The following is a 22,137-nucleotide window of genomic DNA, read 5'->3' on the forward strand; positions in this document are numbered from 1 at the left end:
TAGAGAGCATCGATTCTGGGTAAAATCATTAAAATTGACAATAAGCATAAGTCGTCGTACGATATTAATGTTCTTATGTTTAAACTATTAAACATTAAAGATTCGGAGGGATTCATGTGTCAACTGAAATGATTATCGAGGAAGCTTCTCTTGAAACGGTTGAATCAGCACTTCAAAAGCATAAGCGATTTTTCAAGTCAGGGGTTACCCGGCCAATTCAATATAGAAAAGACTTGTTAGAGAAATTCTCAGCAGTCATAAAAAATCATGAAGCAGAAATCATCGATGCATTGAAAAGAGATTTAAATAAATCAGAGATGGAAACGTATGCGACAGAAATCGGCATCCTGCTTGAAGAAATTCGATTTGTTCTGAAGAATATCGACGAATGGGCAGAACCTAAAAAGGTCAAAACGGCGAAAACACATATTGGCTCTAAAGCCTATACCGTGCCGGAGCCTTACGGGGTTACCCTGATCATCGCACCATGGAATTACCCAATCCAGCTTGCACTAGCCCCTGTCATTGGAGCGATTGCAGCGGGGAATACAGCCATTATTAAACCGTCAGAATTAACTCCTACTACATCGGCATTATTAGCGGAAATGATCAATACTCATTTTGACCCAAGACAGCTTTTCGTGATTGAAGGTGGAGTGGAAACGACGCAGCATCTTCTAAAACAGCCATTTGATTATATTTTCTTTACGGGAAGCGTTCCCGTTGGAAAAGTGGTGATGGAAGCAGCGGCAAAACAGTTGATACCTGTCACTCTTGAATTGGGTGGGAAAAGCCCGTGTATCGTGGATGAAACGGCGGATATCCCTCTGGCTGCGAAGCGCATCGCCTTCGGTAAAGTGACAAATGCCGGGCAAACGTGTATTGCACCTGATTACTTATTTGTTCATAAAAGCAAGCTAGATGAATTTATCACTGAATTTAAGACAACGGTTATTGAGTTTTATGGAACAGAACCATTAAAGAGTGAAAAATTTGGTCGGATTGTCAATGAGCGTCATTTCAATCGTTTAACAAGCTACCTGGAAGATGGAGAAATCCTCTTAGGGGGAAATGTAGATGCTGGGAGCTTAAAAATTGAACCCACTTTAATGAAGCCGAGAGATTTTACTGTACCGGTGATGCAGGATGAAATATTCGGCCCTATTTTCCCAGTCATAGAATATGAGGAGCTTGATGAAGTCATTGAATTTGTGACAGAGCGACCGAAACCCCTGGCTCTATATTTGTTCACGAGCAATCCAGTCACCGAAGAGCGAATTAACGGATCAATTTCCTACGGCGGCGGTTGTGTGAATGATACACTCATGCACATCGTTACACCATATCTTCCTTTCGGAGGAGTAGGTGAGAGTGGGATTGGGAATTATCACGGGGAATCAAGCTTCTCAACTTTCTCACATTATAAAAGCATCTTAAAGCAGACGACGAAGTTCGACTTAAGCTTCCGTTATCCAAGTGGAAGATTTGGCATGCAGATCATTAAGAAGTTACTGAAATAAGAAAGGTGACCCAAAGAATGGGTCACCTTTTTGAACTGTTAAGCGAAGGATCAAAGTGTAATCCTCGTTAATTTTGATGCTGTTTGAGCATCATTTATCTTGTTGGTTCAGTATGAGGTTCTCTTTCAAGCTCTTCCGTTGGTTTGAATAATAGTCCAAGGTTAATTAGACCAGCAATACCAACTAAGCCGTAAATGATACGGGATAGAGCGGCATCTTGACCACCAAAGATGGCTGCAACAAGATCGAATTGAAAGAAGCCTATAAGTCCCCAGTTCACAGCACCAATGATGGTAAGAACCAAAGCAATGCGTTGAATTGCACTCATGTTGTTTTCCTCCTTATTTGAATGGCTCATTTATAAGTTTCCCATTGCAATTATTCCTATTCAGATTGACTGCAACAAAATTTCCATGTGCAAGTTCTTTGCATTTTGGGGATGATATATTCGATAATAGGAAATGTGTTGAAGACATTTTGGGTAACGAAATAGTTCGGCCCTTATAAAATACAAGGAGGTAACAACAAATGAATGACTTTACTTTTTACAATCCAACCAAATTGATTTTTGGAAAAGGACAAGTAGAACAACTGAAAGAATTGGTACCTCAATACGGTAAAAAAGTGCTTGTCGTGTATGGTGGCGGAAGCATTAAGCGTAATGGGTTATACGATCAGGTAATGTCTGTATTGAAGGATATTGACAGCGAAGTATTCGAGCTTTCCGGAGTAGAACCGAATCCACGCCTTTCCACAGTCAGAAGAGGTGTAGAGATAAGTAAAGAAAATAATATTGAATTTATATTAGCTGTCGGCGGCGGAAGTGTCATCGACTGTACAAAAGCAATTGCTGCTGGTGCAAAATATGATGGAGATGCATGGGATCTTGTAACCAAGAAAGCTTTTGCGAAAGAAGCTCTTCCATTCGGTACCGTCCTGACTCTTGCAGCGACCGGTTCTGAAATGAATGCAGGATCTGTTATCACGAATTGGGAAACGAATGAGAAATATGGTTGGGGCAGCCCGGTGACGTTCCCGCAATTCTCTATCCTGGATCCGGAAAATACGTTCACAGTTCCGAAAGATCATACAATCTACGGTATGGTGGATATGATGAGTCACGTGTTTGAGCAGTATTTCAATAATGCAACCAACACACCACTTCAAGACCGTATGTGTGAATCCGTTCTGACTACGGTTATCGAAACAGCTCCGAAGTTGATCAATGATCTTGAAAACTATGAGCTTCGTGAGACGATTCTGTACTCTGGAACAATTGCCCTTAATGGAATACTGCAAATGGGCTACAACGGTGACTGGGCAAGCCATAACATTGAACATGCCGTGTCAGCCGTATACGACATCCCACATGCAGGTGGACTCGCGATTCTATTCCCTAACTGGATGAAGCATAACCTGAAAGTGAATCCTGCACGATTTGCTCAACTGGCAGAACGAGTATTCAATGTCGATCCTGCCGGTAAGTCAGAAGAGGAAGTGGCACTGGAAGGAATCGAAAAGCTTCGTGAATTCTGGACGAGCATCGGTGCCCCGTCCCGCTTGGCAGACTATGATATCGACGACAGTCAACTTGAATTGATGGCAGACAAAGCGATGGTGAACGGCGAATTCGGTAACTTCAATAAACTGAATAAAGACGACGTTCTTGCGATTCTGAGAGCATCACTATAATAAGTATTGGGAGGGACGGACCTTGGTGAACAAGGTCCGCCCCTCTTCTTGCGTGAGAGTTGGAAAATATAGCTAATCGGCTGGATTTTTTGTGATTTCGGCTGGATTAAGGGGTGAAACGGCTGGATTCTGAACCATTTCGGCCGGATTTTTCAACAAAACGGCCGGATTCGATTCCGTTTCGGCCGGATTTAAGATTCTTACTCAAATTACTCCCTTATTTTTCATGCCGTTTGCATTCCATCCGTCTATTTTCACGATATAATCATTACTCTTCTGACCCAAACAACGCCTCATCGTTAATGATCACCCATTCAGGTAAGGAACCGACTCCGATTTTCCTGGTCTTAATGGGGAGGGACCGACCACGTGAAGGTCCCTCCCTCTTTTTGGTTTGCTGACCCATAATTAGGGAATTATAAGCTGGTGAGAACTGTGGTTGAAAAAAGTTTTTAATGCACACGCTTACATAAGGGGAGCTTTCTTGATTCTCGAGTCAGCTTTCGATAAAGTGAGATAGAAGAAAATATTTTAATCGGAGGATGGTTATGACACACATTCGTTTTGATTATTCAAAAGCGTTATCGTTTTTTGGAGAACACGAACTTACATACTTAAGTGATGCCGTAAAGGTTGCTCATCATTCTTTACATGAACAAACAGGTGCAGGAAACGACTTCCTTGGATGGATCGACCTCCCTGTAGATTACGACAAAGAAGAATTCTCCCGCATTCAGAAATCAGCAGAGAAAATTAAAAATGATTCTGATGTGCTTCTTGTAATCGGTATTGGTGGATCATACTTGGGAGCCCGTGCAGCGATTGAAATGCTGAACCACAGCTTCTACAATGCCCTGCCGAAAGAAAAGCGTTCAACTCCACAAGTATTATTCGTTGGACAAAACATCAGCTCCACGTATATGAGAGACTTAATGGATCTCCTTGATGGAAAAGATTTCTCCATCAATGTGATTTCGAAGTCCGGTACTACGACTGAACCAGCGATTGCTTTCCGTATCTTCCGTAAAATGCTGGAAGAAAAATACGGGGTGGAAGAGGCTCGCAAACGCATCTATGCGACAACGGATAAATCGAAGGGTGCCCTTAAAACACTGGCATCTGACGAAGGCTATGAAACATTTGTTGTTCCTGATGATATCGGAGGCCGCTATTCTGTTCTGACAGCAGTTGGGCTGCTTCCGATTGCTGTAAGCGGAGTGGAAATCGAGACAATGATGAACGGTGCTGCACAGGCGCGTGAAGATTTCGGCAAATCCGAGCTTACAGAAAACCCTGCTTATCAATATGCAGCGGTCCGTAACGCCCTATATAATAAAGGGAAAACAATTGAAATGCTCATTAACTATGAGCCTGGGTTACAATACTTTTCTGAATGGTGGAAGCAGCTGTTTGGAGAAAGTGAAGGGAAAGACCAAAAAGGAATTTATCCTTCTTCAGCTAACTTCTCTACGGATCTGCATTCTCTTGGACAATATGTTCAAGAAGGACGCCGTGACATTTTTGAAACGGTCATCAAGGTTTCAGAGCCTCGTCATGAGCTGAAAATCGAGAAGGCTGACAGTGATCTGGATGGTTTAAACTATTTAGCCGGTGAAACAGTGGATTTTGTAAACAACAAAGCGTTTGAAGGGACATTGCTTGCCCATACAGATGGTGGCGTACCAAATCTGATCGTGGAAATTCCTGCAATGGATGCATACACATTCGGATACCTGGTGTACTTCTTCGAGAAAGCATGTGCGATGAGTGGATACCTGCTGGGTGTAAATCCATTTGACCAGCCGGGCGTGGAAGCATATAAAGTGAATATGTTCGCCCTTCTTGGAAAACCAGGCTTTGAAGAGAAGAAAGCGGAGCTTGTGAAACGTCTTAAATAAGGAAAGAGCACTGAGGGAAATCTCAGTGCTCTTTTTACATTTTTCTTTTACTTTAGGAGAAACTATCCCTAAAAGAAAGGGGATGGATCCACGTGATTGAGCTTTCATCTAGCATTGAAGGACAGCATTACCAACTGTATAAGCTTGAACAGCTATTAAAACCGCTTGGATATTCGATAGGTGGAAATTGGGATTATGATCACGGCTATTTCGATTATAAAATTGATGACGAAGTTGGCTACCAGTATTTGAGAGTACCGTTTACGTCTGTTGACGGTCAATTGGATTCAAGGGGGGCCACGGTTGAATTCGGTAAACCGTTCCTTCTCTCTCATAAATACCAGCGTGGCTTGGACGATTACGCATCAACCGGAACCTTTTCAGGCTCTGTCAATCAATTTTCTGAACCACAAGATCCCGATGCAAGCTTCCCGGAAGAATATATTGAAGTCGGGAAAGAACTTGTAAAAGAGCTGGAGAACGTTTTGTTCTCTAGTTAGAGATCACAAGCAGTTCATCATTTTCTTCAATCAAAGTCGTCAAAGGAGGATTCACAGTCGTGATTTCTCCTTTTTTTATGCCCAATAAGATAATATTGTTCTTCAGAAGATGTGCACTCAATGAATGAAAATTTTCATCGATGTATTCATCGGAAACAGGGATCAGCTTCAGATTATTTCCTTTAAGATGGTTCAAAAGCTTTAATATCGTCTTAGACATCCCTTGAGAAATGATACTGTTCATCATCACGTAGCTGGTTTGCATATTCGTTTGAATTACTTCATCGGCTCCAGCACGTTTGGCATTGGCCACTTGATCCTTCTGGAGAATTTCAACGACCGTATACAATTCAGGGTGATTCCCTTTAATGGCGAGAAGAGTCAGGACAGAATTCATGTCTGCCGTTTTCTCATCTTTATTTTGATCAGCGGTAATGATGGCGATCGATGCTTGATGGAGATTTACTTTTTTTAGAATCGCATCTGTAAAAGGGGTTCCCCTCACAAAATGAATACGGTTATTGCTATATGGATTCTTTTGAAGGGTTTCATCGACCAAGATGATATCACATTGGGACTGCAGGGATGTTAGTTGGTTAATCACTTCACGCGTCCGTTCATTCCATCCTACGATTACAACATGTTCTTTCCCCTTGAACGCAGCTCTCCCTTCCAAATATGCATTTTGTGTCATCACCGTTTCTGCTGCAAGGGTGACAAAATAAGTAGAAAGAAAACCGGCACCTACTAAGATGAGAATAATGCCAATCAGTCTGCCTTCAAACGATGAGGGAACAAAATCCCCATACCCAACAGTGGAAGTCGTAATAATCGCCCACCAGATCCCATCGAATAGGGAAGGGAAGGTATCGGGCTCGATGAAATGAATAATCGTTCCAAACGAGAGCATCAGCGTAATCGCAATCATAAATATCCGAACAACTAAAGGCCAGCGCAAAAACCCCTGAAACATCTGCTGTACCATTCTACCAGCTCCTTTTCATCTGCACTGACCATTATTGCCCATTCAGGTTCTTCTAAAACTCACAAAGCCATTCTTTCTTTAACAAGCTGTACATGTAAGCATCATATTTATGGTCATCTTGAAGGATATATTCTCTGAGTAATCCTTCCTGTTTGAAACCAAGCTTTTCAATCACTCTTGCAGAAGCTTTATTATATGGGACGATCACTGCCCCTACACGATTCATTCCTTTATCTGTAAACAGATAGGTAAGTAAAGGGGAGAGTGCCTCTCCCATGATGCCCTTACCCCAGTGGCCGGGGCTCAAGTCATAACCTATTTCACAGCGTTTATAGGCTTTGGAAATGGCGTGGAATCCGCATGTACCGATCATTTTGTCACTAGTATTCTCCACAATCGCCCAGCGCATGGGACCGCCTGTTTCAAGGTGTTTTTCGTAGTTCTCTACCATACTGACAGCCACTTCTTTCGATTCAATCGGACTCATGCCAAAATAGCGGAGAACGTCCTCGGACGTGTATAGCTCATAAAGAAAATCTACATCTTTCATTGTGAGTTGTCTTAGTGTTAATTTCTCCGTTTCGAATACTGGATATTTTTCCATTATTTTCAACCCCTTTGTACATGAAAGTATATCACGGAAGTGCCGGATCGAGGATAATGAATTTTGATTGAGTACACTTCAAAAAGTATTGTGGCAAAAGTGAATGGGAAAGGGGCCGGATAAACTCTATGAAGGATGGTCGCTTTATTCTGCCAACAATATTCTTACTCAGCATGGATCTAGAAATCTATTAAGTATAAACGTTAGTTTGTATACAAAGTTTATTACATTCATTGTGACAGGTTATACATATGATATATTAAAAAATTTAATATATCGGAGGAATAGAATTGAATAATAGAACAATTAAGTGGAGTGGCTATACTTGGAATGTGAAAAATTCTTCAACTAACAAATGGGGTCCCGGACCGAATTATTTTTCAGGTAGTACCGAAAATGTATGGGTAGACAGTGCGGGAAGATTGCATTTGAAAATAACAAAACGAAACAATAAGTGGTACTGTGCTGAAGTATATAACACGCAAACCCTTGGTTATGGAACGTACCGATTTTTTGTGGATGGTCGCCCGGATCTATTGGATCCAAATATAACTTTGGGATTATTCACATATGATGGTACTTCTGCGGATGCTGCTGCGAATAATTATCGGGAAATTGACATTGAATTTGCGAAATGGGGAAATCCAAAAGGACCAAATTCTCAGTACGTGGTTCAGCCCTATACAAAGGCGGGGAATATGATTCAATTTCAAACGTCTCTAAGCGGAAACTATTCAACCCATAGTTTTTTATGGACTCCAACAACCATTAAATTTCTTTCCCTTCATGGACATTATTCAAAACTACCAAGTCCAATAGAATGGTATCGAATCAAGGAATGGACATATAGAGGAGGAGATATTCCTAATACCAAAAACGAAAAAGTAGACATTAACTTATGGTTATTTGGAGGAAGGGCTCCATTGAATCAAAAGGAAACAGAAATTGTGATAACTAAGTTTCAGTTTATACCACTTGCTAACTAATCGTTTAGTGTGAGATCAAAGCTATAGCAAAAACAAGATAATAAAAATAAGATGGGGAAATCTTGTATACAAGATTTCCCCATCTTATTTCGGTATGGAGCATAGCGGGATCGAACCGCTGACCTTTTGGCTGCCAGCCAAACGCTCTCCCAGCTGAGCTAATGCCCCGTGATCGGTCAAGATTTATTATAAGAAATATACATAGCTTTCGTCAATCCTTTTTTATAATATTCTTCTTTTTAATCTATAAATATCCCAACAATTATAAAAAAAATAGCGACGAACCATTGTTCGCCGCTCTCAAAGACACGGACCAAACTTAATCACTCCATATCTTCATCCATTCATCTATTCAACAACTCTAACCCTTTCACTAGTGCCAGAGCTTCTTCATCGGCAATCACCGTTACATGATCATGCTGATTCAGAATAGAAGCAGGGAAGTCCTCTGAGATTTTGCCTTCAACTAACTTTTTCATCGCCGCTTGTTTAGCCTCGCCTGAAACTAGTAAGAGAATTTCTTTACTCTTCATGATCGATGAGATTCCCATGGTAATAGCATGTGTCGGAACGTCATCGATTGAATCAAAGTAACGGGCATTAGCCTCACGTGTAGACTCTGCAAGCTCAACAATGTGAGTGTTGGATTCAAACGATGTACCTGGTTCATTGAACCCGATGTGTCCGTTGCTTCCGATCCCTAGTATTTGAAGGTCGATCCCCCCGTGGGAGCGGATTTTTTCATCATACGCTTCGCATTCTTTTGCGGGGTCGGCTGCTTTTCCTGAAGGGATATGGGTGTTTTCTGAATCTATATCAATGTGTTTAAATAGGTTATCATTCATGTAATGGTAGTAGCTGTTAGGGTGTTTACCTGATAGGCCGATGTATTCGTCCAGGTTGAAGGACGATACATATTGATAAGACGTTCCGTTTTGTTGATGATCATGAATCAGCACCTCGTAAAGCCCTTGTGGTGTTCCGCCTGTGGCTAAACCCAGTGTTACGTTTTTACTTTTTTTTACCTTGGATAATAGATAGTCTGCAGCGACTTGACTCATCTCCTGGTAGTCTTTCACTTCAATTAGTTTCATGAGTATCATCCTCTCGAATATAGGCTATTTTTCCTTTACATATCGTTGTGTATACGTCTTTGTTTTCGTCTAATATGACGATGTCTGCATCTTTCAGGGGAGCAAGGCTTCCTTTTCGATCAAAGACATTTAATTGTCTGGCCGGATTTTCAGCGGTCATTTTGATCGCACTTCTCATATCACCCGTAGTAAATTCCTGGATATTCGTAAATGCGTCTTTCATCTTCAATACGCTTCCCGCTAAAGTGTCTTCGTCCAATAAAGCTTTCCCGTCCTTAACCGTCACCATCTGTCCGCCAAGGTCATACTGACCATTTTTCAAGCATTTGGCTCTCATGGAATCAGTGATGAGGATCAGTCGCTCATCTGTAATCTGATTGAATGCTAATTGAATCACTTCTGGTCGAACGTGAATTCCATCTGAAATCAATTCCACCATTAATTCCTGTCGTAAGAAGGAAGCACCGACAATCCCGGGCTCACGATGATGAAGTCCTGACATTTGATTGAACAAGTGGGTCACATGGGACAAGCCGGCATCGATGGCTTTACCGACCTGATCAAATGTTGCATTGGAATGGCCTACTGAAGAGATAATCCCATTCTCTTTTAAATAACGGATCAATTCATGGTCATCATCAAGTTCGGGAGCGAGAGTGACTAATTTTATATGGTTTTGAGATAGGGCCTGCCAGTGTTTAAATATGTCAACACTTGGCTTTTGGATTCGATTGAGAGGTTGTGCTCCTGCTTTGTCCGGATTGATGAACGGTCCTTCTAAATGAATGCCGAGAATTTCTGCCTGACCATCACTTTGATGCTTTGACATATAGTCTGCGGTTGCCTTCAATGCTTTTTCGATTGCATCGGATCCTTCTGTCATGGTTGTTGCAAGGAAGCTGGTTGTTCCTTCTTTCGGAAGTGTCCCGGTCATCGTATCAAGAGCTTCTCGCTTTGCATCCATTGTGTCTGCGCCATTTACTCCATGAATATGAATATCTATCATTCCTGGGATAACACTATACCCATGGGGAAGAGAAATCACTTTATACTCTTCTGAATCGGTTAACTGGGAACGTTCACCCATTTCGGTGATCTTTCCATTCTCTATTTTGATAAATCCTTTTTCATAAACTGTATCTTCTGCATAGATGTTACCATCCAAGATAAGTAGTTTTTTTGTATTTGAGGTCACTGAAATCACTCCTTGAATACTTTACAATTCTACAATACCACCAGAAAGTATAGATGTCTATACCAGTTAGAGTTATAATAAATGTTTTACAATTCAGACTGGTGGGGAACTTTTCTAACTTACTGAACAATAAGTTCCAATCGTTAAATTGGTATAGACATCTATTCCTTTTTAATGATATGATGTGTTTTGCTTAAACGCTTTCACTTGAAACAAAAGGAGAGGATAGTATGTTAGGTTTCTTGCAAAGAATCGGTAAATCGCTCATGCTTCCAATCGCGGTTCTGCCTGCAGCTGCATTATTGCTGCGCTTAGGTCAGGATGATTTATTGGGAATCGCGTTCATGTCTGAAGCAGGAGATGCCATATTTAAAAATTTAGCTTTAATCTTTGCCATCGGGGTGGCAATCGGATTTTCGAAAGATGGTAATGGTACGGCTGGTCTGGCGGGTGCCATCGGTTATTTGGTGTTAACGGGCGGTTTAAAAGCCCTTGACCCTGATGCCAATATGGCGATTTTCGGTGGAATCATTTCCGGGGTCGTGGCAGGTTTATTATATAACCGTTTTAATGATATTAAACTTCCGGCCTGGCTTGGCTTCTTCGGAGGCAGACGTTTCGTTCCGATTGTAACTGCTGCGTCAATGGTTATACTCGCAGGTGTTTTTGGAATCGTTTGGCCTCCGATTCAGAGCGGGATCAATTCCATCGGTGAATGGATCATCGGTGCAGGTGCAACGGGAGTAGGTGTGTTTGGCCTGTTGAATCGTCTCTTGATTCCAGTCGGGCTGCATCACGTGTTAAATACACTTGTATGGTTTGAATTTGGAACATTTAAAGACGCAGCAGGAGAAATCGTGAAGGGGGACATCCCGCGTTTCTTTGCGAAGGATCCAACAGCTGGAACGTTCCAAACCGGATTCTTCCCGATCATGATGTTCGGTCTTCCGGCAGCTTGCCTGGCAATGATTGTGACTGCCAAAAAACATCTGCGTGCAAATGTATCTGGTATGTTAATCGGATTAGCAGTTACTTCATTCTTAACAGGGATCACTGAGCCGATTGAATTCAGTTTCATGTTCTTATCTCCTGTTCTTTATGGAATTCATGCGGTTTTAACGGCAAGTTCAATGGTCATCACATACCTACTTGGGATCCATCACGGTTTTGGTTTCTCAGCAGGTGCCTTCGATTACATCTTGAATTTCAATATCGGTCAAAAACCTTGGCTGTTATTAGGGGTAGGCATTCTTTATGGAATCATCTATTTCCTCCTATTCACCTTCTTGATCAAGAAGTTTAATTTGAAAACTCCGGGTCGTGAAGATGATGAAGATGTGGTAGTAGCAGATGAGAATTCAGGTGGAAATAGTAAATATGAAATAATGGCTGAACATTTCCTGAAGGATCTTGGCGGGAAAGAAAACCTGGCAGTGATCGATAACTGTGCCACACGATTACGATTACAGATCAATGACGCCGCACTTGTAGATGAAAAAGCGTTAAAAGCACACGGGGCTAAAGGTGTGATGAAGGTAAACAACAAAAACCTTCAAGTCATTGTCGGGACTGATGTGGAATTTGTTGCCGATGAGTTAAGAAAGTTAAAATAAATGGAGAGAGCAGACGGGTTTGTCGTTTTTGACAAAATCGTCTGCCACTTTCATATAGACCTCGGATAATTGTCTGTTATAAACAGGGTGTATATACTAAAATAAAAGATAAATCGTTTAATTCGAAAGGAGAAGCGTTCGTGGTTAATAAAAATTCTCCTCTTCCTTTGTATTATCAGTTAGAAGAGCACCTTAAACATTTAATACAGTCTGAAGAGCTAAAACCAGGGGATGCCCTGCCTTCTGAGAGGGAGCTTGCTGAAGCATTTAAAATCAGCAGAATGACCGTGAGACAGGCGATCACCAATCTTGTGAATAAGAATGTGTTATATCGAGAAAAAGGGCGGGGAACATTCGTCTCCCACCGGAAGATTGAACAAAGCCTTCAAGGGTTAACAAGCTTTAGCGAAGACATGAAGAGTCGCGGTTTAGAGCCAGGAAATAAATTATTGCATTTCGAAATTTCTCCGGCAGGGGAGGATATACAGGAACTTCTTTCATTAGAGGAAGAAGAGCTTGTGTATACTATGAAGCGAATTCGCCTTGCAAACGGCGAACCGATGGCCCTGGAAACGAGTCATATCCCAGTCAAGCTTCTTCCTGGATTGAATCAGGAAATACTGGAAAAATCCCTGTATCATTATATTGAAGGTGAGCTAAACCTTCACATCAGCCATGCCACTCAATCAGTGGAAGCGGCGATTGTGACCGAAGCGGATACGAAGCATCTGAAGGTCAAGAGCGGTGAGCCGGTGCTGCTCATCCAACGCGATTCATTCCTGGAGGACGGCACTCCTTTTGAATTGGTGCGATCTATATATCGAGCTGATAAATATAAGTTTAAAATTAACTTGGACAGACTGTAAAAAAGAGTAGGAGCCTTATTTATAAAGGGCACCTACTCTTTTTATCTATAATCCTTTCGTTAACAAGGGAATACGCTTATGATACTTCTCAATTAACACCTTGTTATGATCATCTGCACCATCCACGTTTCCGCTGATGAAGATAGGCGGCTCGTATCCTTCTTCCACCATGTTTTCTATGGCACCAGCCATAACGCTATTCAAAATCGCCGCCCCGACGACGGTTGAAGAGGGAGAGAATGGAACAGCCACTCGTTCATCGGTCAGTATTGCATCCCCGACGATAGAGTGATTGTTAATGGCAAGATCCACTACTTCACTAAGAAATTTTCCGCTGGGATGTCTGGATGTTTCTTTCTCCACGTAGTCAAAGGAACTGATGGATACAACATAAGCACCCTTTTCCTTCGCGTGAAGGGCAACATCGATTGGAACGGGATTTTTTCCGGAAGTGGAGAGAACAACCACCACATCATGGGGCTGAATATCTTGTGCATTCATGAATTCACTCGCATACCCTTTCGCTCGTTCTAAATGAGAAGATCGCACGGCTCCTTCATGAAGCATGAGTGGCTCTATCAAAATCGGATTGATCGGAACGAGTCCACCTGCTCTATAGAATACCTCTTCAGAGAGGATGTGGGAGTGACCACATCCGAAGAGCTGGATGATGCCATCTTGTTGAATGGAAGAAGAAATCTTCCCGGCAAGCACAGACATTTTGTCAGCTTCAATGGTTTGCACAACATGTAACTTTTCCTGGATTTTTTCAAAGTATGTAGAAATCATTATTTTTCCCGCTTTCATTTTTTCTATCAGCATATCATATTCCTCATGAAAATTTTTAGTCTACACACTTTACATGTTATCTTTACGCTAAATCGTGGTAACATAAGGAGTAATGAACTGTACGGAGGACATATATGCGTATTTTTAGAATTTTAAACAACAATGCTGTTGTAGTGGTGGACGGGCCGCAGGAGAAAATTGTGATGGGGAGCGGGATTGCTTTTCAAAAGAAGCGAAATGATATTATTCCCAAGAACAAAATTGAAAAGATCTTTGTCCTTCATGAACAATCCTCGGAGAAATTCCAGCAGCTACTGGCTACCTTGCCGGAGGAACATATTGAGATCGCTGAAAACATCATCAGCTATGCAGAGGGACATTTAAATGCCCCTCTTAGCGATCATATCCATATAGCCCTGACGGATCACCTGTCATTTGCACTTGAGAGACTGCAGCAAGGAATCCCCATCCAAAATAAGCTCTTGAACGAAATCAAGCTGCTTTACAAAAAGGAATATGAAGTTGGGCTATGGGCTAAAGAAGAGATAAGGGAGAAACTCGGGATCGAAATCCCTGATGATGAAGCGGCTCATATTGCCCTTCATATTCATACGGCGAAGATGGATGCCCCTTCCATGAGTGAAACGTTGAAGCATGCAACGATCCTGAGGGATTTTGTCGATCAGGTAGAATCGATTCTTTCCATAGAAGTAGAAGAGTCGAGCATCAACTATCAACGATTGATCACCCATCTCCGTTTTGCGCTAAATCGGATTGAGCAGGGAGACCAGTTTGATCCCATCGATGAAGACATGCTTGAACTCATTCAGATGAAATACCTAAGGGCTTATGAGTGCTCAAAGGAAATCACAAAATATCTTCAGGAAGAATACAACATTGACTTCCCTCCTTCAGAGGTTGCGTATATCGCGCTGCACATAGAGCGCCTCTTAAAGTAAAAGTAAATGGTTGACGGTACCGTTTTCATATTGTAGAATGAACTCATCAATTTCATACAGTAGGATTGTTACTGATCATGCAGGCAAGACCTAGAATCTTTAAGACGATAATGGTAAGCGTCTCTCTTTGACCTACCTCTATTCTCTTAAGGGTACTAGGTCTTTTTTTATTGATATTTTCAAAGAAACAGGAGGGATTCATGATGAACTATCGTGAAGTGGCAGAACAGCTTGTCCCGTTATTGGGCGGAAAGAATAATGTTGTAAGCGCTACTCATTGTGCGACGCGTCTGCGTCTCGTGATTGACGACGAAAGTCAGATAGAAAAGAGCGCCATCGAGGAATTGGATGGTGTGAAGGGGGCATTCTCAAGCTCCGGTCAGTTCCAGATCATATTCGGGACAGGGAATGTAAACAAAGTATTTGAACATTTCGGCCCTCTTGTTGGAGCATCAGTTGAAGATAGGTCACCAACGGGGGAGTCTCACAGCGATGCAGCCAAACGGAAGATGAACCCATTTGCCCGTTTTGCACGTACATTGTCAAACATATTTGTACCCATCATCCCTGCAATCGTAGCGGCTGGTATGTTAATGGGGCTCCTTGGTCTGATGAGAACGTATAAATGGGTAGATCCTGAAAGCGGTCTATTCGTGATGCTGGACATGTTCTCTTCTGCTGCCTTCATCATTTTACCGATCTTGATCGGGATGAGTGCAGCGAAAGAATTTGGCGCGAATGGTTACTTAGGTGCTGTCATCGGGGGGATCATGACCCACCCGGCATTACTGAATCCATGGGGTCTTGCCGATGCCCAGCCGGACACTCTTGATTTCTTCGGATTCGGCGTTGAAATGCTTGGGTACCAAGGGACGGTTATTCCTGTACTATTAACCGTTTACTTAATGGCGAAGATTGAAAAAAGCTTACGCAAAATTGTACCAAATACCGTTGATTTGTTGGTGACACCGTTCTTAACGGTCATTTTCACAGGATTTACCGCCCTGCTTATCGTTGGACCACTTGGAAGAGTCCTCGGTAACGGAATCACAACGGTTCTCGATGTTGTATACAATACAGCCGGTCCGATAGCGGGACTGATCTTCGGTGGATTGTATTCAACCATCGTATTAACAGGTGTTCATCACAGCTTTCATGCCATTGAAGCTGAGCTGTTATCAAACATCGGCGGAAACTATTTGCTGCCAATTTGGGCAATGGCCAACGTTGCACAAGGTGGGGCAACACTCGCCGTCTTCTTTAAAACGAAAAATAAGAAAACGAAGGAAATTGCTGTACCTGCAGCCGTTTCAGCTTTCCTGGGAATTACAGAACCGGCAATCTTCGGGGTTAACTTAAAGTATCGCCGCCCGTTTATTGGAGCAGCCATCGGTGGAGCACTTGGAGGAGCTTACGTGGTATTCACTCAAGTGATGGCCAACGGGATTGGACTGACGGGTATTCCGATGTTTGCGATCGCTCAAGACCCACTTAATTATGGTATCGGATTTGTCATCGCTGTAGCAGGCGCATTTGCAGCAACCTTATTACTGGGTTGGAAAGAAGAAGCAAAATAGAAATCTTTATCCTTACTAGTCACCTGACTAGTAAGGATTTGCTATATTTAAAGTAGAAGCGAATGGAACGAGGAGGAACTCGATATGAAACAGGGAATTATCTCACTGGGAGAAGCACTGATAGACTTCATCCCTTTAGATGAACAAAATACTACCTATCAAAAAAGTCCCGGAGGAGCTCCCGCCAATGTGGCTGTTGGACTTGCTAGATTAGGCGCGAGATCTACCTTTTTAGGGAAAGTGGGAGCTGATGTATTAGGGAGGTTCCTGCAAGAGACTCTTCAGGAATATGGTGTTCGGACCAATCAAATGCTTTTAACTCCTGATGTCCGTTCGGGAGTGGTATTTGTAACCAATGGAGAAGACGGAGAGCGCAGCTTTGACTTTTACATTGATCCGAGTGCCGACCGATTCCTCCAAGTAAATGATATAGACGAAGAGGATTTCGTTTCCCATAAAATCCTTCACTTTGGTTCCATCTCCATGATCAGCTCTCCGGCGAAAGAAGCGACGCAACATGCTGTGAAAGTGGCGAAAGAGAATGGTTTACTGGTTTCGTATGATCCCAATTTACGATTAGGATTATGGGATTCTGAGGAAAATGCCCGAGAAACGATTAAGAGCATGTTATCTGAAGCGGATGTTTTGAAAATTTCTGAGGAAGAACTCGAATTTATTACTGGTGAAAGAGAGATTGAAGCAGGGGTAGCGAAACTAAAATCATACAATATTCCTTTCTTGATTATCACGATGGGGGCAGAAGGAAGCATTGTGTATGTAGGAGATGCTCGACAGTACGTACCTGCCATGAAGGTGAAAGCAGTGGATACAACCGGGGCCGGGGATGCGTTTGTATCCGGGATTCTCTATTCTCTACATGAATACAAAGGGAATATTGAATCCTTATCAATAGAAGAAGCAGCCCGCATGGCCCGGTTTGCAGCCATATCCGGTGCACTTGCTGCCTCAACAAAAGGGGCGATGACGGCTCTACCTACTTTAGAAGAAGTAAACCATCATCTAAGGAAAGGTGAGATACGATGACCAAAGATGAACAGCTTCGACAAGAAGTATATGAAGAAATGGAAAAGCATAAGGGTATTGTAGAGCAGGATCCCTACCGCCTTCATTATCACCTCATGCCACCTGTGGGACTATTGAATGACCCGAATGGATTTATCCAATTCAAAGGGGTCTATCACTTATATTACCAGTGGATGCCCTTTAAAACAGGACATGGTGCGAAGTTCTGGGGGCATTACTCGTCAAGGGACTTAGTGAACTGGACGCATGAAGACATCGCCCTCACGCCTGCAGAATGGTATGAGAAAAATGGTTGTTATTCCGGAAGTGCCATCGAGCATGACGGGAAAATCTATGCGTACTATACAGGGAACGTGAAGGACAAGGAAGGGAATCGGGAATCCTATCAGTGCTTAGCACTCTCGGAAGACAGTATTCATTTTGACAAAAAAGGTCCCGTCGTTCACTTGCCGGAAGGATTTACCGCCCATTTCCGCGATCCAAAAGTGTGGGAACAGGATGGAGCATTTTTTATGGTTGTAGGTGCACAGACGACAGAGTTAAAAGGAGCAGTCGCTATGTTGCAATCGCATGATCTAATTGATTGGGAGTATCGGAGCGTCCTTGCAGGTGGAGGCGTGGGCAAACTTGCTGACTTCGGTTATATGTTTGAATGTCCCGATTTGTTCAGGTTAGAAGATCAGGACATCCTAATTTTCTCGCCGCAGGGAATAGAAGCTTCCGGAATGAAGTATCAAAATGTGTATCAGGCAGGCTATGTTGCCGGACATTTTGATTCAGCTGCAGGAAGGTTTGAACATGGCGATTTCGAAGAATTGGATCGCGGCTTCGACTTCTATGCACCACAAACGACAATCGATGACAAGGGCCGCCGTATTCTATTTGCCTGGATGAGTGTACCAGATCAAAATGAACAGGATCATCCCACCATTGAACATAAATGGCTTCATACAATGACCTTGCCTCGTGAGCTGAAGCTTGTGAACGGTAAGGTGAGACAGGTTCCTCTTGTAGAATTGCGGGATTTAAGAGCCGGAGAAGCTATAGAACACGAGGTTGAATTGGATAAAGAATGCCGCGAACTCAGTGGCGTAAACGGAAAAGCGTTTGAATTGGAGATCGAGGATTTGTCCTTATCTGAAGGGTGGTTTGATCTTTCCATTGGAGATGGAGGCAGACTCGTTTATTCTATCGGGGAACAGATGGTGACTCTTGAGCGCAAAAGCTATGTAAATGGAGTGGTAGAGAAGCGGCAATGTAAAGTGGAGAAATTGAATTCATTAAGAGTTTTTGTCGACACTTCTTCCATTGAAGTATTTATAAATGGAGGAGAAGAAACGTTTACAGCCCGGTTCTATCCATCACCAAACACTGATGCTGTAGTATTCGGAGCTTCAAACCAGGCTGGTTTTACCATTAGAAAATGGGATCTGGACCATGTAAACTTGAAATAGACTGCCGATTCGGTGGTCTATTTTCTTTTTCATACTAAAAGATAGATGTTATAGTAAGATAATATAAATCAGATTTCCTGAAAGGATTTTTCATTATGACTTATAAAATGATTGTACTGGACTTAGATGATACATTATTACGAGATGACCAAACGATTTCGGGTCGTACAAAAGATGCTTTACTTCAAGCGCAGGAAGCTGGAGTGAAAGTTGTCCTGGCATCCGGCCGCCCCACGTTTGGGATGAAGTGGGTTGCAAAAGAACTGAAGCTGGACCGATACGGAAGCTATATTCTTTCTTTCAATGGATCGAAAATAATAGATTGCAAGACAAACGAAGAGAAATACAGTCGAACTCTATCAGCCGAAACCGCTCATCGCTTATATGATTTGAGTAAACGGGAAGATGTAGGGATTCTGACTTATGCTGATGATGCGATTGTCGTAGAAGAAACAAGTGAATATGCTTCTATTGAAAGTGAATTGACAGGGCTGCCTGTAAAGGTGGTTCCGAACTTTAAAGAAGCAATTAAGGAGCCTGTTGTGAAGGCACTCATGTTAAAAGAAGCCGATCGATTGGTGGAAGTCGAGAAAAAACTTCAAACCGAACTGGAAGGTGAACTGAGTGTGATGCGCTCCAAACCATTCTTCTTGGAGTTTACACAGCTTGGAGTGACAAAAGGAGCAAGCCTCGACTATCTGATCAAGCCGATGGGCATTAAAGCGGAAGAGGTCATTGCCATAGGGGACAGCTACAACGATCTTGCCATGATCGAATTTGCAGGGCTGGGTGTCGCCATGGGCAACGCTCCTCAGGATATAAAAGCAAAAGCGGACTACGTTGCGGCCTCTAATATGGAGGACGGAGTAGCGGAAGTCGTTGAAAAATTTGTGTTGAATAAACTTTCGAGAGTGTAAAGAAGAAACGACCGAAGTCCTTTTAGGGGATTTCGGTCATTTTTTTAAGGAGTATAGGGAATTGTGAAAAAACAGGAAAATAATGTATAATATGCACCGTCCTATGATACTATTAAAACTAATCATTCCTACAGGGGGACAATCCATTGAGAGTAATCGGTGGTATTTTACTCAAATTCTTCTTATCAATCATAGGCATTATTTTAATAGGCGGACTGCCCGTGCTCCTTTCAGGAATAGGTCATCGTGAATTGAGGTTGCAGGCATATGTGCAATCTGTTAAAGATATCATTTATGCCTTGTTTCATCCGGGGGATTTAACCTATATCATTATCGGAGGGCAGCTGGAACGCGATTTATTTCCTTATATATGGGACCCGATTTCCTATTCGTTACTCGTTTTGTTTTCTGCTTTTCTTCTGGCATGCTTCTTAAGTATTCTCCTCACGATCCTCACCATGTTGTTTTCTCAAAGAAACAGAGACCGAATCAAGTTCACCCTTTATTTGATCGAATCGATGCCGGATGTTCTGGTTATTTTGCTTTCGCAGTTATTTGTACTCTCCCTGTATAAGCAAACGGGCATCCTGTTTTTTGAAATTGCATCAGTCGCCACTGAACGCGCATTTCTATTACCTGTGCTCGTATTGGCGATTTTACCTACAGTTCAGCTGTTCAGGATTTCGATTCTTTCATTTGAAAGTGAAGAAAGCAAAGACTATGTGACCCTGGCTCGATCCATTGGACTGGGGAAACTGGTGATATTGACGTTTCATATTTTAAGAAACGCTGTCGTTTCCGTGTTCTTTCAATCAAAGAAGACCGTCTGGTTTATGCTCTCCAATTTATTTGTGCTGGAGCTCCTATTTAATATAACGGGGATAACTCGTTTCTTAATGTCGACTCTGCAGCCGAAAATGTTTACAATCGCCATTCTTTCTATATTCATTCCTCTGTTTGTCTTTTACACGTTGGGAGAAATGGTCCTTTCTAAAAAAGCCAATAAGGGGGAGGAAATATAATATGAAGAAAAATGTTTGGAAGAACCCGATCTTTCTTATTGGATTTACATTTATCGCATTCATGCTTACCTCCAGTTTTGTCTATTCAATTATGTGGGGGAATGAAGTGCGGAGATTGTATTTTATTTCTGTTGAGGGTGTTGTAGTGGAATCTTCTCCAATTTCACCAAAATGGTCTTTCCCATTTGGAACGGACCCCCTGGGGCTTGACATGCTCGGAAAAATCATTATTGGTGCCAAGTATACAATTCTAACGGCATTAGTGATCGCCTTTTTACGTGTGTTTTTAGCGATCCCACTCGGGTTGGTCCTTGGGACGTTTCTTGTGAAGTATAAGAAGTACGTTAATGGCTGGATTGATTCTTTCCATTACATCCCCTTGACGATCCTCGCGTATTTTTTGTTGGAACCGATCCTTTGGGAACCGTTTGAAGGTTTTCCTAATTCGATTGTGGAACGTTTCATCCTTGAGATACTGATCTTGACCTTACTTATTGTGCCCATATTGTCAGCTCTGATTGGCAATGAAGTCTCTTTGCTTTATAAACAAGACTTTATCATGAGCGCGAAAACTCTGGGTGCAGGAAAGTGGCGAATCATCTTTAAACACATTCTGCCCGGGATGAAAGAGAAGCTTGTCATTTTGCTGGGTCAGCAATTCATGCAAGCTCTTATCATTTTTATTCATTTAGGATTATTAACCCTGTTCCTTGGTGGAACCGATGTAGACTATCAATTGATCAATGACCCTCCAAGATCCATCACCTATGAATGGTCGGGAATGATCGGGGACTCCTTCAGGTACCTTCAGGGAGCACCGTGGGTTCCACTGACACCGATTCTTTTCTTTTCGGCAACAATGTTATCGGTCTCGTTGATGATCGAAGGATATGTCCAATCCAATAGCGGGCAATCCTACTATAGGAAGAAATTTAAATCAGCCTATCGTCCATTAACTAAGAAACCTGATCAACCGGGACAGGCTGAGTTTCAAAGGGTAAAAATGAAAAAGATTTGAGCATAATAGTATAGGAAGCAAGATGATTGATATGGTAAAAATTTCATCGTTTTTTGTGTTTGATTAAATGGATTCCGGGGAATAAGTTTACATTGAGTAAACAATCTTAAATCACTATTAACATTTTTAGTATATATATCCACAGGATTGGGAAAGTATGGGGCGTTCACGAATTGTTCAAAATGGACAAAGCCTTGACAGCTCAAGCTTTCCTGCCTTGTTTGTTACGGAATGTCGAATTTTCATGAAATATTTTTGTTACGATTCACAACAAATTGTTATACACATGAAATTATTTTTTGTTATAATACTCGTTGTTGATTCAAATGAATTTACATTTGCTAAACAAATTCTTAATAAACTTTCAGTCATACATGTTCTAAATAAATACTAATAAAAAAGGT

At 42.1% G+C, this 22,137-nt stretch carries 20 protein-coding genes and 1 tRNA gene; 14 read left to right on the top strand and 7 right to left on the bottom strand.

What is annotated here, in order from left to right; genetic code table 11:
- Window positions 1–128 precede the first annotated feature (128 nt).
- Entirely contained in the window at window positions 129–1,520 is a 1,392-nt protein-coding gene (locus Q1B03_RS16775; protein WP_299744037.1) for an aldehyde dehydrogenase, read from the top strand.
- Window positions 1,521–1,614: 94 nt separating this feature from the next.
- Here the strand turns inward: Q1B03_RS16775 and Q1B03_RS16780 are convergent, their stop codons facing one another.
- On the bottom strand, window positions 1,615–1,848 hold the full coding sequence (locus tag Q1B03_RS16780; RefSeq protein ID WP_044338099.1) for a DUF378 domain-containing protein: 234 nt from the start codon (window positions 1,846–1,848) through the stop codon (window positions 1,615–1,617).
- Between the two features lie 200 nt (window positions 1,849–2,048).
- On the opposite strand from Q1B03_RS16780, the gene Q1B03_RS16785 reads away from it, so the two are divergent.
- The 3 genes from Q1B03_RS16785 to Q1B03_RS16795 all read left to right on the top strand — a co-directional run bounded on the left by Q1B03_RS16785 (window position 2,049) and on the right by Q1B03_RS16795 (window position 5,610).
- Window positions 2,049–3,212 (top strand): iron-containing alcohol dehydrogenase, encoded by a 1,164-nt coding sequence (locus Q1B03_RS16785; protein ID WP_299743882.1) that lies wholly within the window; start codon window positions 2,049–2,051, stop codon window positions 3,210–3,212.
- A gap of 548 nt (window positions 3,213–3,760) precedes the next feature.
- Window positions 3,761–5,110 (top strand): glucose-6-phosphate isomerase, encoded by a 1,350-nt coding sequence (locus Q1B03_RS16790; RefSeq protein ID WP_299743885.1) that lies wholly within the window; start codon window positions 3,761–3,763, stop codon window positions 5,108–5,110.
- 92 nt (window positions 5,111–5,202) lie between these two features.
- Window positions 5,203–5,610: a YugN-like family protein gene (locus tag Q1B03_RS16795; protein ID WP_044338095.1), complete on the top strand. Its 408-nt coding sequence runs from the start codon at window positions 5,203–5,205 to the stop codon at window positions 5,608–5,610.
- On the opposite strand, the gene Q1B03_RS16800 is transcribed toward Q1B03_RS16795, so the two are convergent.
- Both Q1B03_RS16800 and Q1B03_RS16805 read right to left on the bottom strand, forming a co-directional pair.
- Entirely contained in the window at window positions 5,603–6,595 is a 993-nt protein-coding gene (locus Q1B03_RS16800; protein WP_299743902.1) for a TrkA family potassium uptake protein, read from the bottom strand. The genes Q1B03_RS16795 and Q1B03_RS16800 overlap by 8 nt on opposite strands.
- Window positions 6,596–6,647: 52 nt before the next feature.
- Window positions 6,648–7,199 (bottom strand): GNAT family N-acetyltransferase, encoded by a 552-nt coding sequence (locus Q1B03_RS16805; RefSeq protein ID WP_299743905.1) that lies wholly within the window; start codon window positions 7,197–7,199, stop codon window positions 6,648–6,650.
- Between the two features lie 290 nt (window positions 7,200–7,489).
- On the opposite strand from Q1B03_RS16805, the gene Q1B03_RS16810 reads away from it, so the two are divergent.
- Entirely contained in the window at window positions 7,490–8,185 is a 696-nt protein-coding gene (locus Q1B03_RS16810) for a glycoside hydrolase family 16 protein (protein ID WP_299743908.1), read from the top strand.
- Between the two features lie 95 nt (window positions 8,186–8,280).
- Here Q1B03_RS16810 and Q1B03_RS16815 read toward each other — a convergent pair.
- The 3 genes from Q1B03_RS16815 to nagA all read right to left on the bottom strand — a co-directional run bounded on the left by Q1B03_RS16815 (window position 8,281) and on the right by nagA (window position 10,474).
- A tRNA-Ala gene (locus Q1B03_RS16815) sits at window positions 8,281–8,353 on the bottom strand.
- Between the two features lie 176 nt (window positions 8,354–8,529).
- A complete protein-coding gene (gene nagB, locus Q1B03_RS16820; protein WP_299743910.1) occupies window positions 8,530–9,279 on the bottom strand; it encodes a glucosamine-6-phosphate deaminase in 750 nt (249 codons plus the stop codon).
- Window positions 9,266–10,474 carry an N-acetylglucosamine-6-phosphate deacetylase gene (nagA, locus tag Q1B03_RS16825; RefSeq protein WP_299743913.1) on the bottom strand — a complete coding sequence of 403 codons (1,209 nt, stop codon included), beginning with the start codon at window positions 10,472–10,474 and terminating at the stop codon, window positions 9,266–9,268. Before nagA ends, nagB begins: the two co-directional genes overlap by 14 nt.
- Window positions 10,475–10,704: 230 nt before the next feature.
- Between nagA and nagE the strand changes: the two genes are divergently transcribed.
- On the top strand, window positions 10,705–12,087 hold the full coding sequence (gene nagE / locus Q1B03_RS16830) for an N-acetylglucosamine-specific PTS transporter subunit IIBC (protein WP_299743916.1): 1,383 nt from the start codon (window positions 10,705–10,707) through the stop codon (window positions 12,085–12,087).
- Window positions 12,088–12,227: 140 nt separating this feature from the next.
- Window positions 12,228–12,953, top strand: a complete 726-nt coding sequence (locus Q1B03_RS16835) for a GntR family transcriptional regulator (RefSeq protein ID WP_299743919.1) — start codon at window positions 12,228–12,230, stop codon at window positions 12,951–12,953.
- A 45-nt stretch (window positions 12,954–12,998) separates the two neighbouring features.
- Here Q1B03_RS16835 and Q1B03_RS16840 read toward each other — a convergent pair whose 3' ends face one another.
- Complete coding sequence (locus tag Q1B03_RS16840; RefSeq protein WP_299744040.1) at window positions 12,999–13,742, bottom strand: SIS domain-containing protein; 744 nt, start codon at window positions 13,740–13,742, stop codon at window positions 12,999–13,001.
- Window positions 13,743–13,876: 134 nt separating this feature from the next.
- Here Q1B03_RS16840 and Q1B03_RS16845 point away from each other — a divergent pair, with 134 nt between their 5' ends.
- The 7 genes from Q1B03_RS16845 to Q1B03_RS16875 all read left to right on the top strand — a co-directional run bounded on the left by Q1B03_RS16845 (window position 13,877) and on the right by Q1B03_RS16875 (window position 21,733).
- On the top strand, window positions 13,877–14,701 hold the full coding sequence (locus tag Q1B03_RS16845) for a PRD domain-containing protein (RefSeq protein ID WP_299743922.1): 825 nt from the start codon (window positions 13,877–13,879) through the stop codon (window positions 14,699–14,701).
- A 203-nt stretch (window positions 14,702–14,904) separates the two neighbouring features.
- Window positions 14,905–16,278, top strand: a complete 1,374-nt coding sequence (locus Q1B03_RS16850) for a sucrose-specific PTS transporter subunit IIBC (protein ID WP_299744043.1) — start codon at window positions 14,905–14,907, stop codon at window positions 16,276–16,278.
- An 84-nt stretch (window positions 16,279–16,362) separates the two neighbouring features.
- Entirely contained in the window at window positions 16,363–17,322 is a 960-nt protein-coding gene (locus Q1B03_RS16855; RefSeq protein WP_299743924.1) for an aminoimidazole riboside kinase, read from the top strand.
- Window positions 17,319–18,776 (top strand): sucrose-6-phosphate hydrolase, encoded by a 1,458-nt coding sequence (locus Q1B03_RS16860; RefSeq protein WP_299743927.1) that lies wholly within the window; start codon window positions 17,319–17,321, stop codon window positions 18,774–18,776. The genes Q1B03_RS16855 and Q1B03_RS16860 overlap by 4 nt, the downstream gene beginning before the upstream one ends.
- Window positions 18,777–18,871: 95 nt before the next feature.
- On the top strand, window positions 18,872–19,693 hold the full coding sequence (locus tag Q1B03_RS16865) for a Cof-type HAD-IIB family hydrolase (RefSeq protein WP_299743929.1): 822 nt from the start codon (window positions 18,872–18,874) through the stop codon (window positions 19,691–19,693).
- A gap of 146 nt (window positions 19,694–19,839) precedes the next feature.
- On the top strand, window positions 19,840–20,715 hold the full coding sequence (locus Q1B03_RS16870) for an ABC transporter permease subunit (protein ID WP_299743931.1): 876 nt from the start codon (window positions 19,840–19,842) through the stop codon (window positions 20,713–20,715).
- Between the two features lies 1 nt (window position 20,716).
- The gene (locus Q1B03_RS16875) at window positions 20,717–21,733 is read left to right on the top strand and encodes an ABC transporter permease (protein ID WP_299743934.1); all 1,017 of its coding nucleotides are present in this window, start codon (window positions 20,717–20,719) and stop codon (window positions 21,731–21,733) included.
- Window positions 21,734–22,137 lie beyond the last annotated feature (404 nt).

This window comes from uncultured Rossellomorea sp., from assembly GCF_947488365.1.
Taxonomy (GTDB): Bacteria; Bacillota; Bacilli; order Bacillales; family Bacillaceae_B; genus Rossellomorea.

Bases quoted from the DNA above. Each gene is read 5' to 3' on its own strand.
- Q1B03_RS16775 (WP_299744037.1), top strand. From the start codon at position 129: ATGATTATCGAGGAAGCTTCTCTTGAAACGGTTGAATCAGCACTTCAA.
- Q1B03_RS16780 (WP_044338099.1), bottom strand. From the start codon at position 1,848: ATGAGTGCAATTCAACGCATTGCTTTGGTTCTTACCATCATTGGTGCT.
- Q1B03_RS16785 (WP_299743882.1), top strand. From the start codon at position 2,049: ATGAATGACTTTACTTTTTACAATCCAACCAAATTGATTTTTGGAAAA.
- Q1B03_RS16790 (WP_299743885.1), top strand. From the start codon at position 3,761: ATGACACACATTCGTTTTGATTATTCAAAAGCGTTATCGTTTTTTGGA.
- Q1B03_RS16800 (WP_299743902.1), bottom strand. From the start codon at position 6,595: ATGGTACAGCAGATGTTTCAGGGGTTTTTGCGCTGGCCTTTAGTTGTT.
- Q1B03_RS16805 (WP_299743905.1), bottom strand. From the start codon at position 7,199: ATGGAAAAATATCCAGTATTCGAAACGGAGAAATTAACACTAAGACAA.
- nagB (WP_299743910.1), bottom strand. From the start codon at position 9,279: ATGAAACTAATTGAAGTGAAAGACTACCAGGAGATGAGTCAAGTCGCT.
- nagE (WP_299743916.1), top strand. From the start codon at position 10,705: ATGTTAGGTTTCTTGCAAAGAATCGGTAAATCGCTCATGCTTCCAATC.
- Q1B03_RS16840 (WP_299744040.1), bottom strand. From the start codon at position 13,742: ATGATTTCTACATACTTTGAAAAAATCCAGGAAAAGTTACATGTTGTG.
- Q1B03_RS16845 (WP_299743922.1), top strand. From the start codon at position 13,877: ATGCGTATTTTTAGAATTTTAAACAACAATGCTGTTGTAGTGGTGGAC.
- Q1B03_RS16850 (WP_299744043.1), top strand. From the start codon at position 14,905: ATGAACTATCGTGAAGTGGCAGAACAGCTTGTCCCGTTATTGGGCGGA.
- Q1B03_RS16855 (WP_299743924.1), top strand. From the start codon at position 16,363: ATGAAACAGGGAATTATCTCACTGGGAGAAGCACTGATAGACTTCATC.
- Q1B03_RS16860 (WP_299743927.1), top strand. From the start codon at position 17,319: ATGACCAAAGATGAACAGCTTCGACAAGAAGTATATGAAGAAATGGAA.
- Q1B03_RS16865 (WP_299743929.1), top strand. From the start codon at position 18,872: ATGACTTATAAAATGATTGTACTGGACTTAGATGATACATTATTACGA.
- Q1B03_RS16875 (WP_299743934.1), top strand. From the start codon at position 20,717: ATGAAGAAAAATGTTTGGAAGAACCCGATCTTTCTTATTGGATTTACA.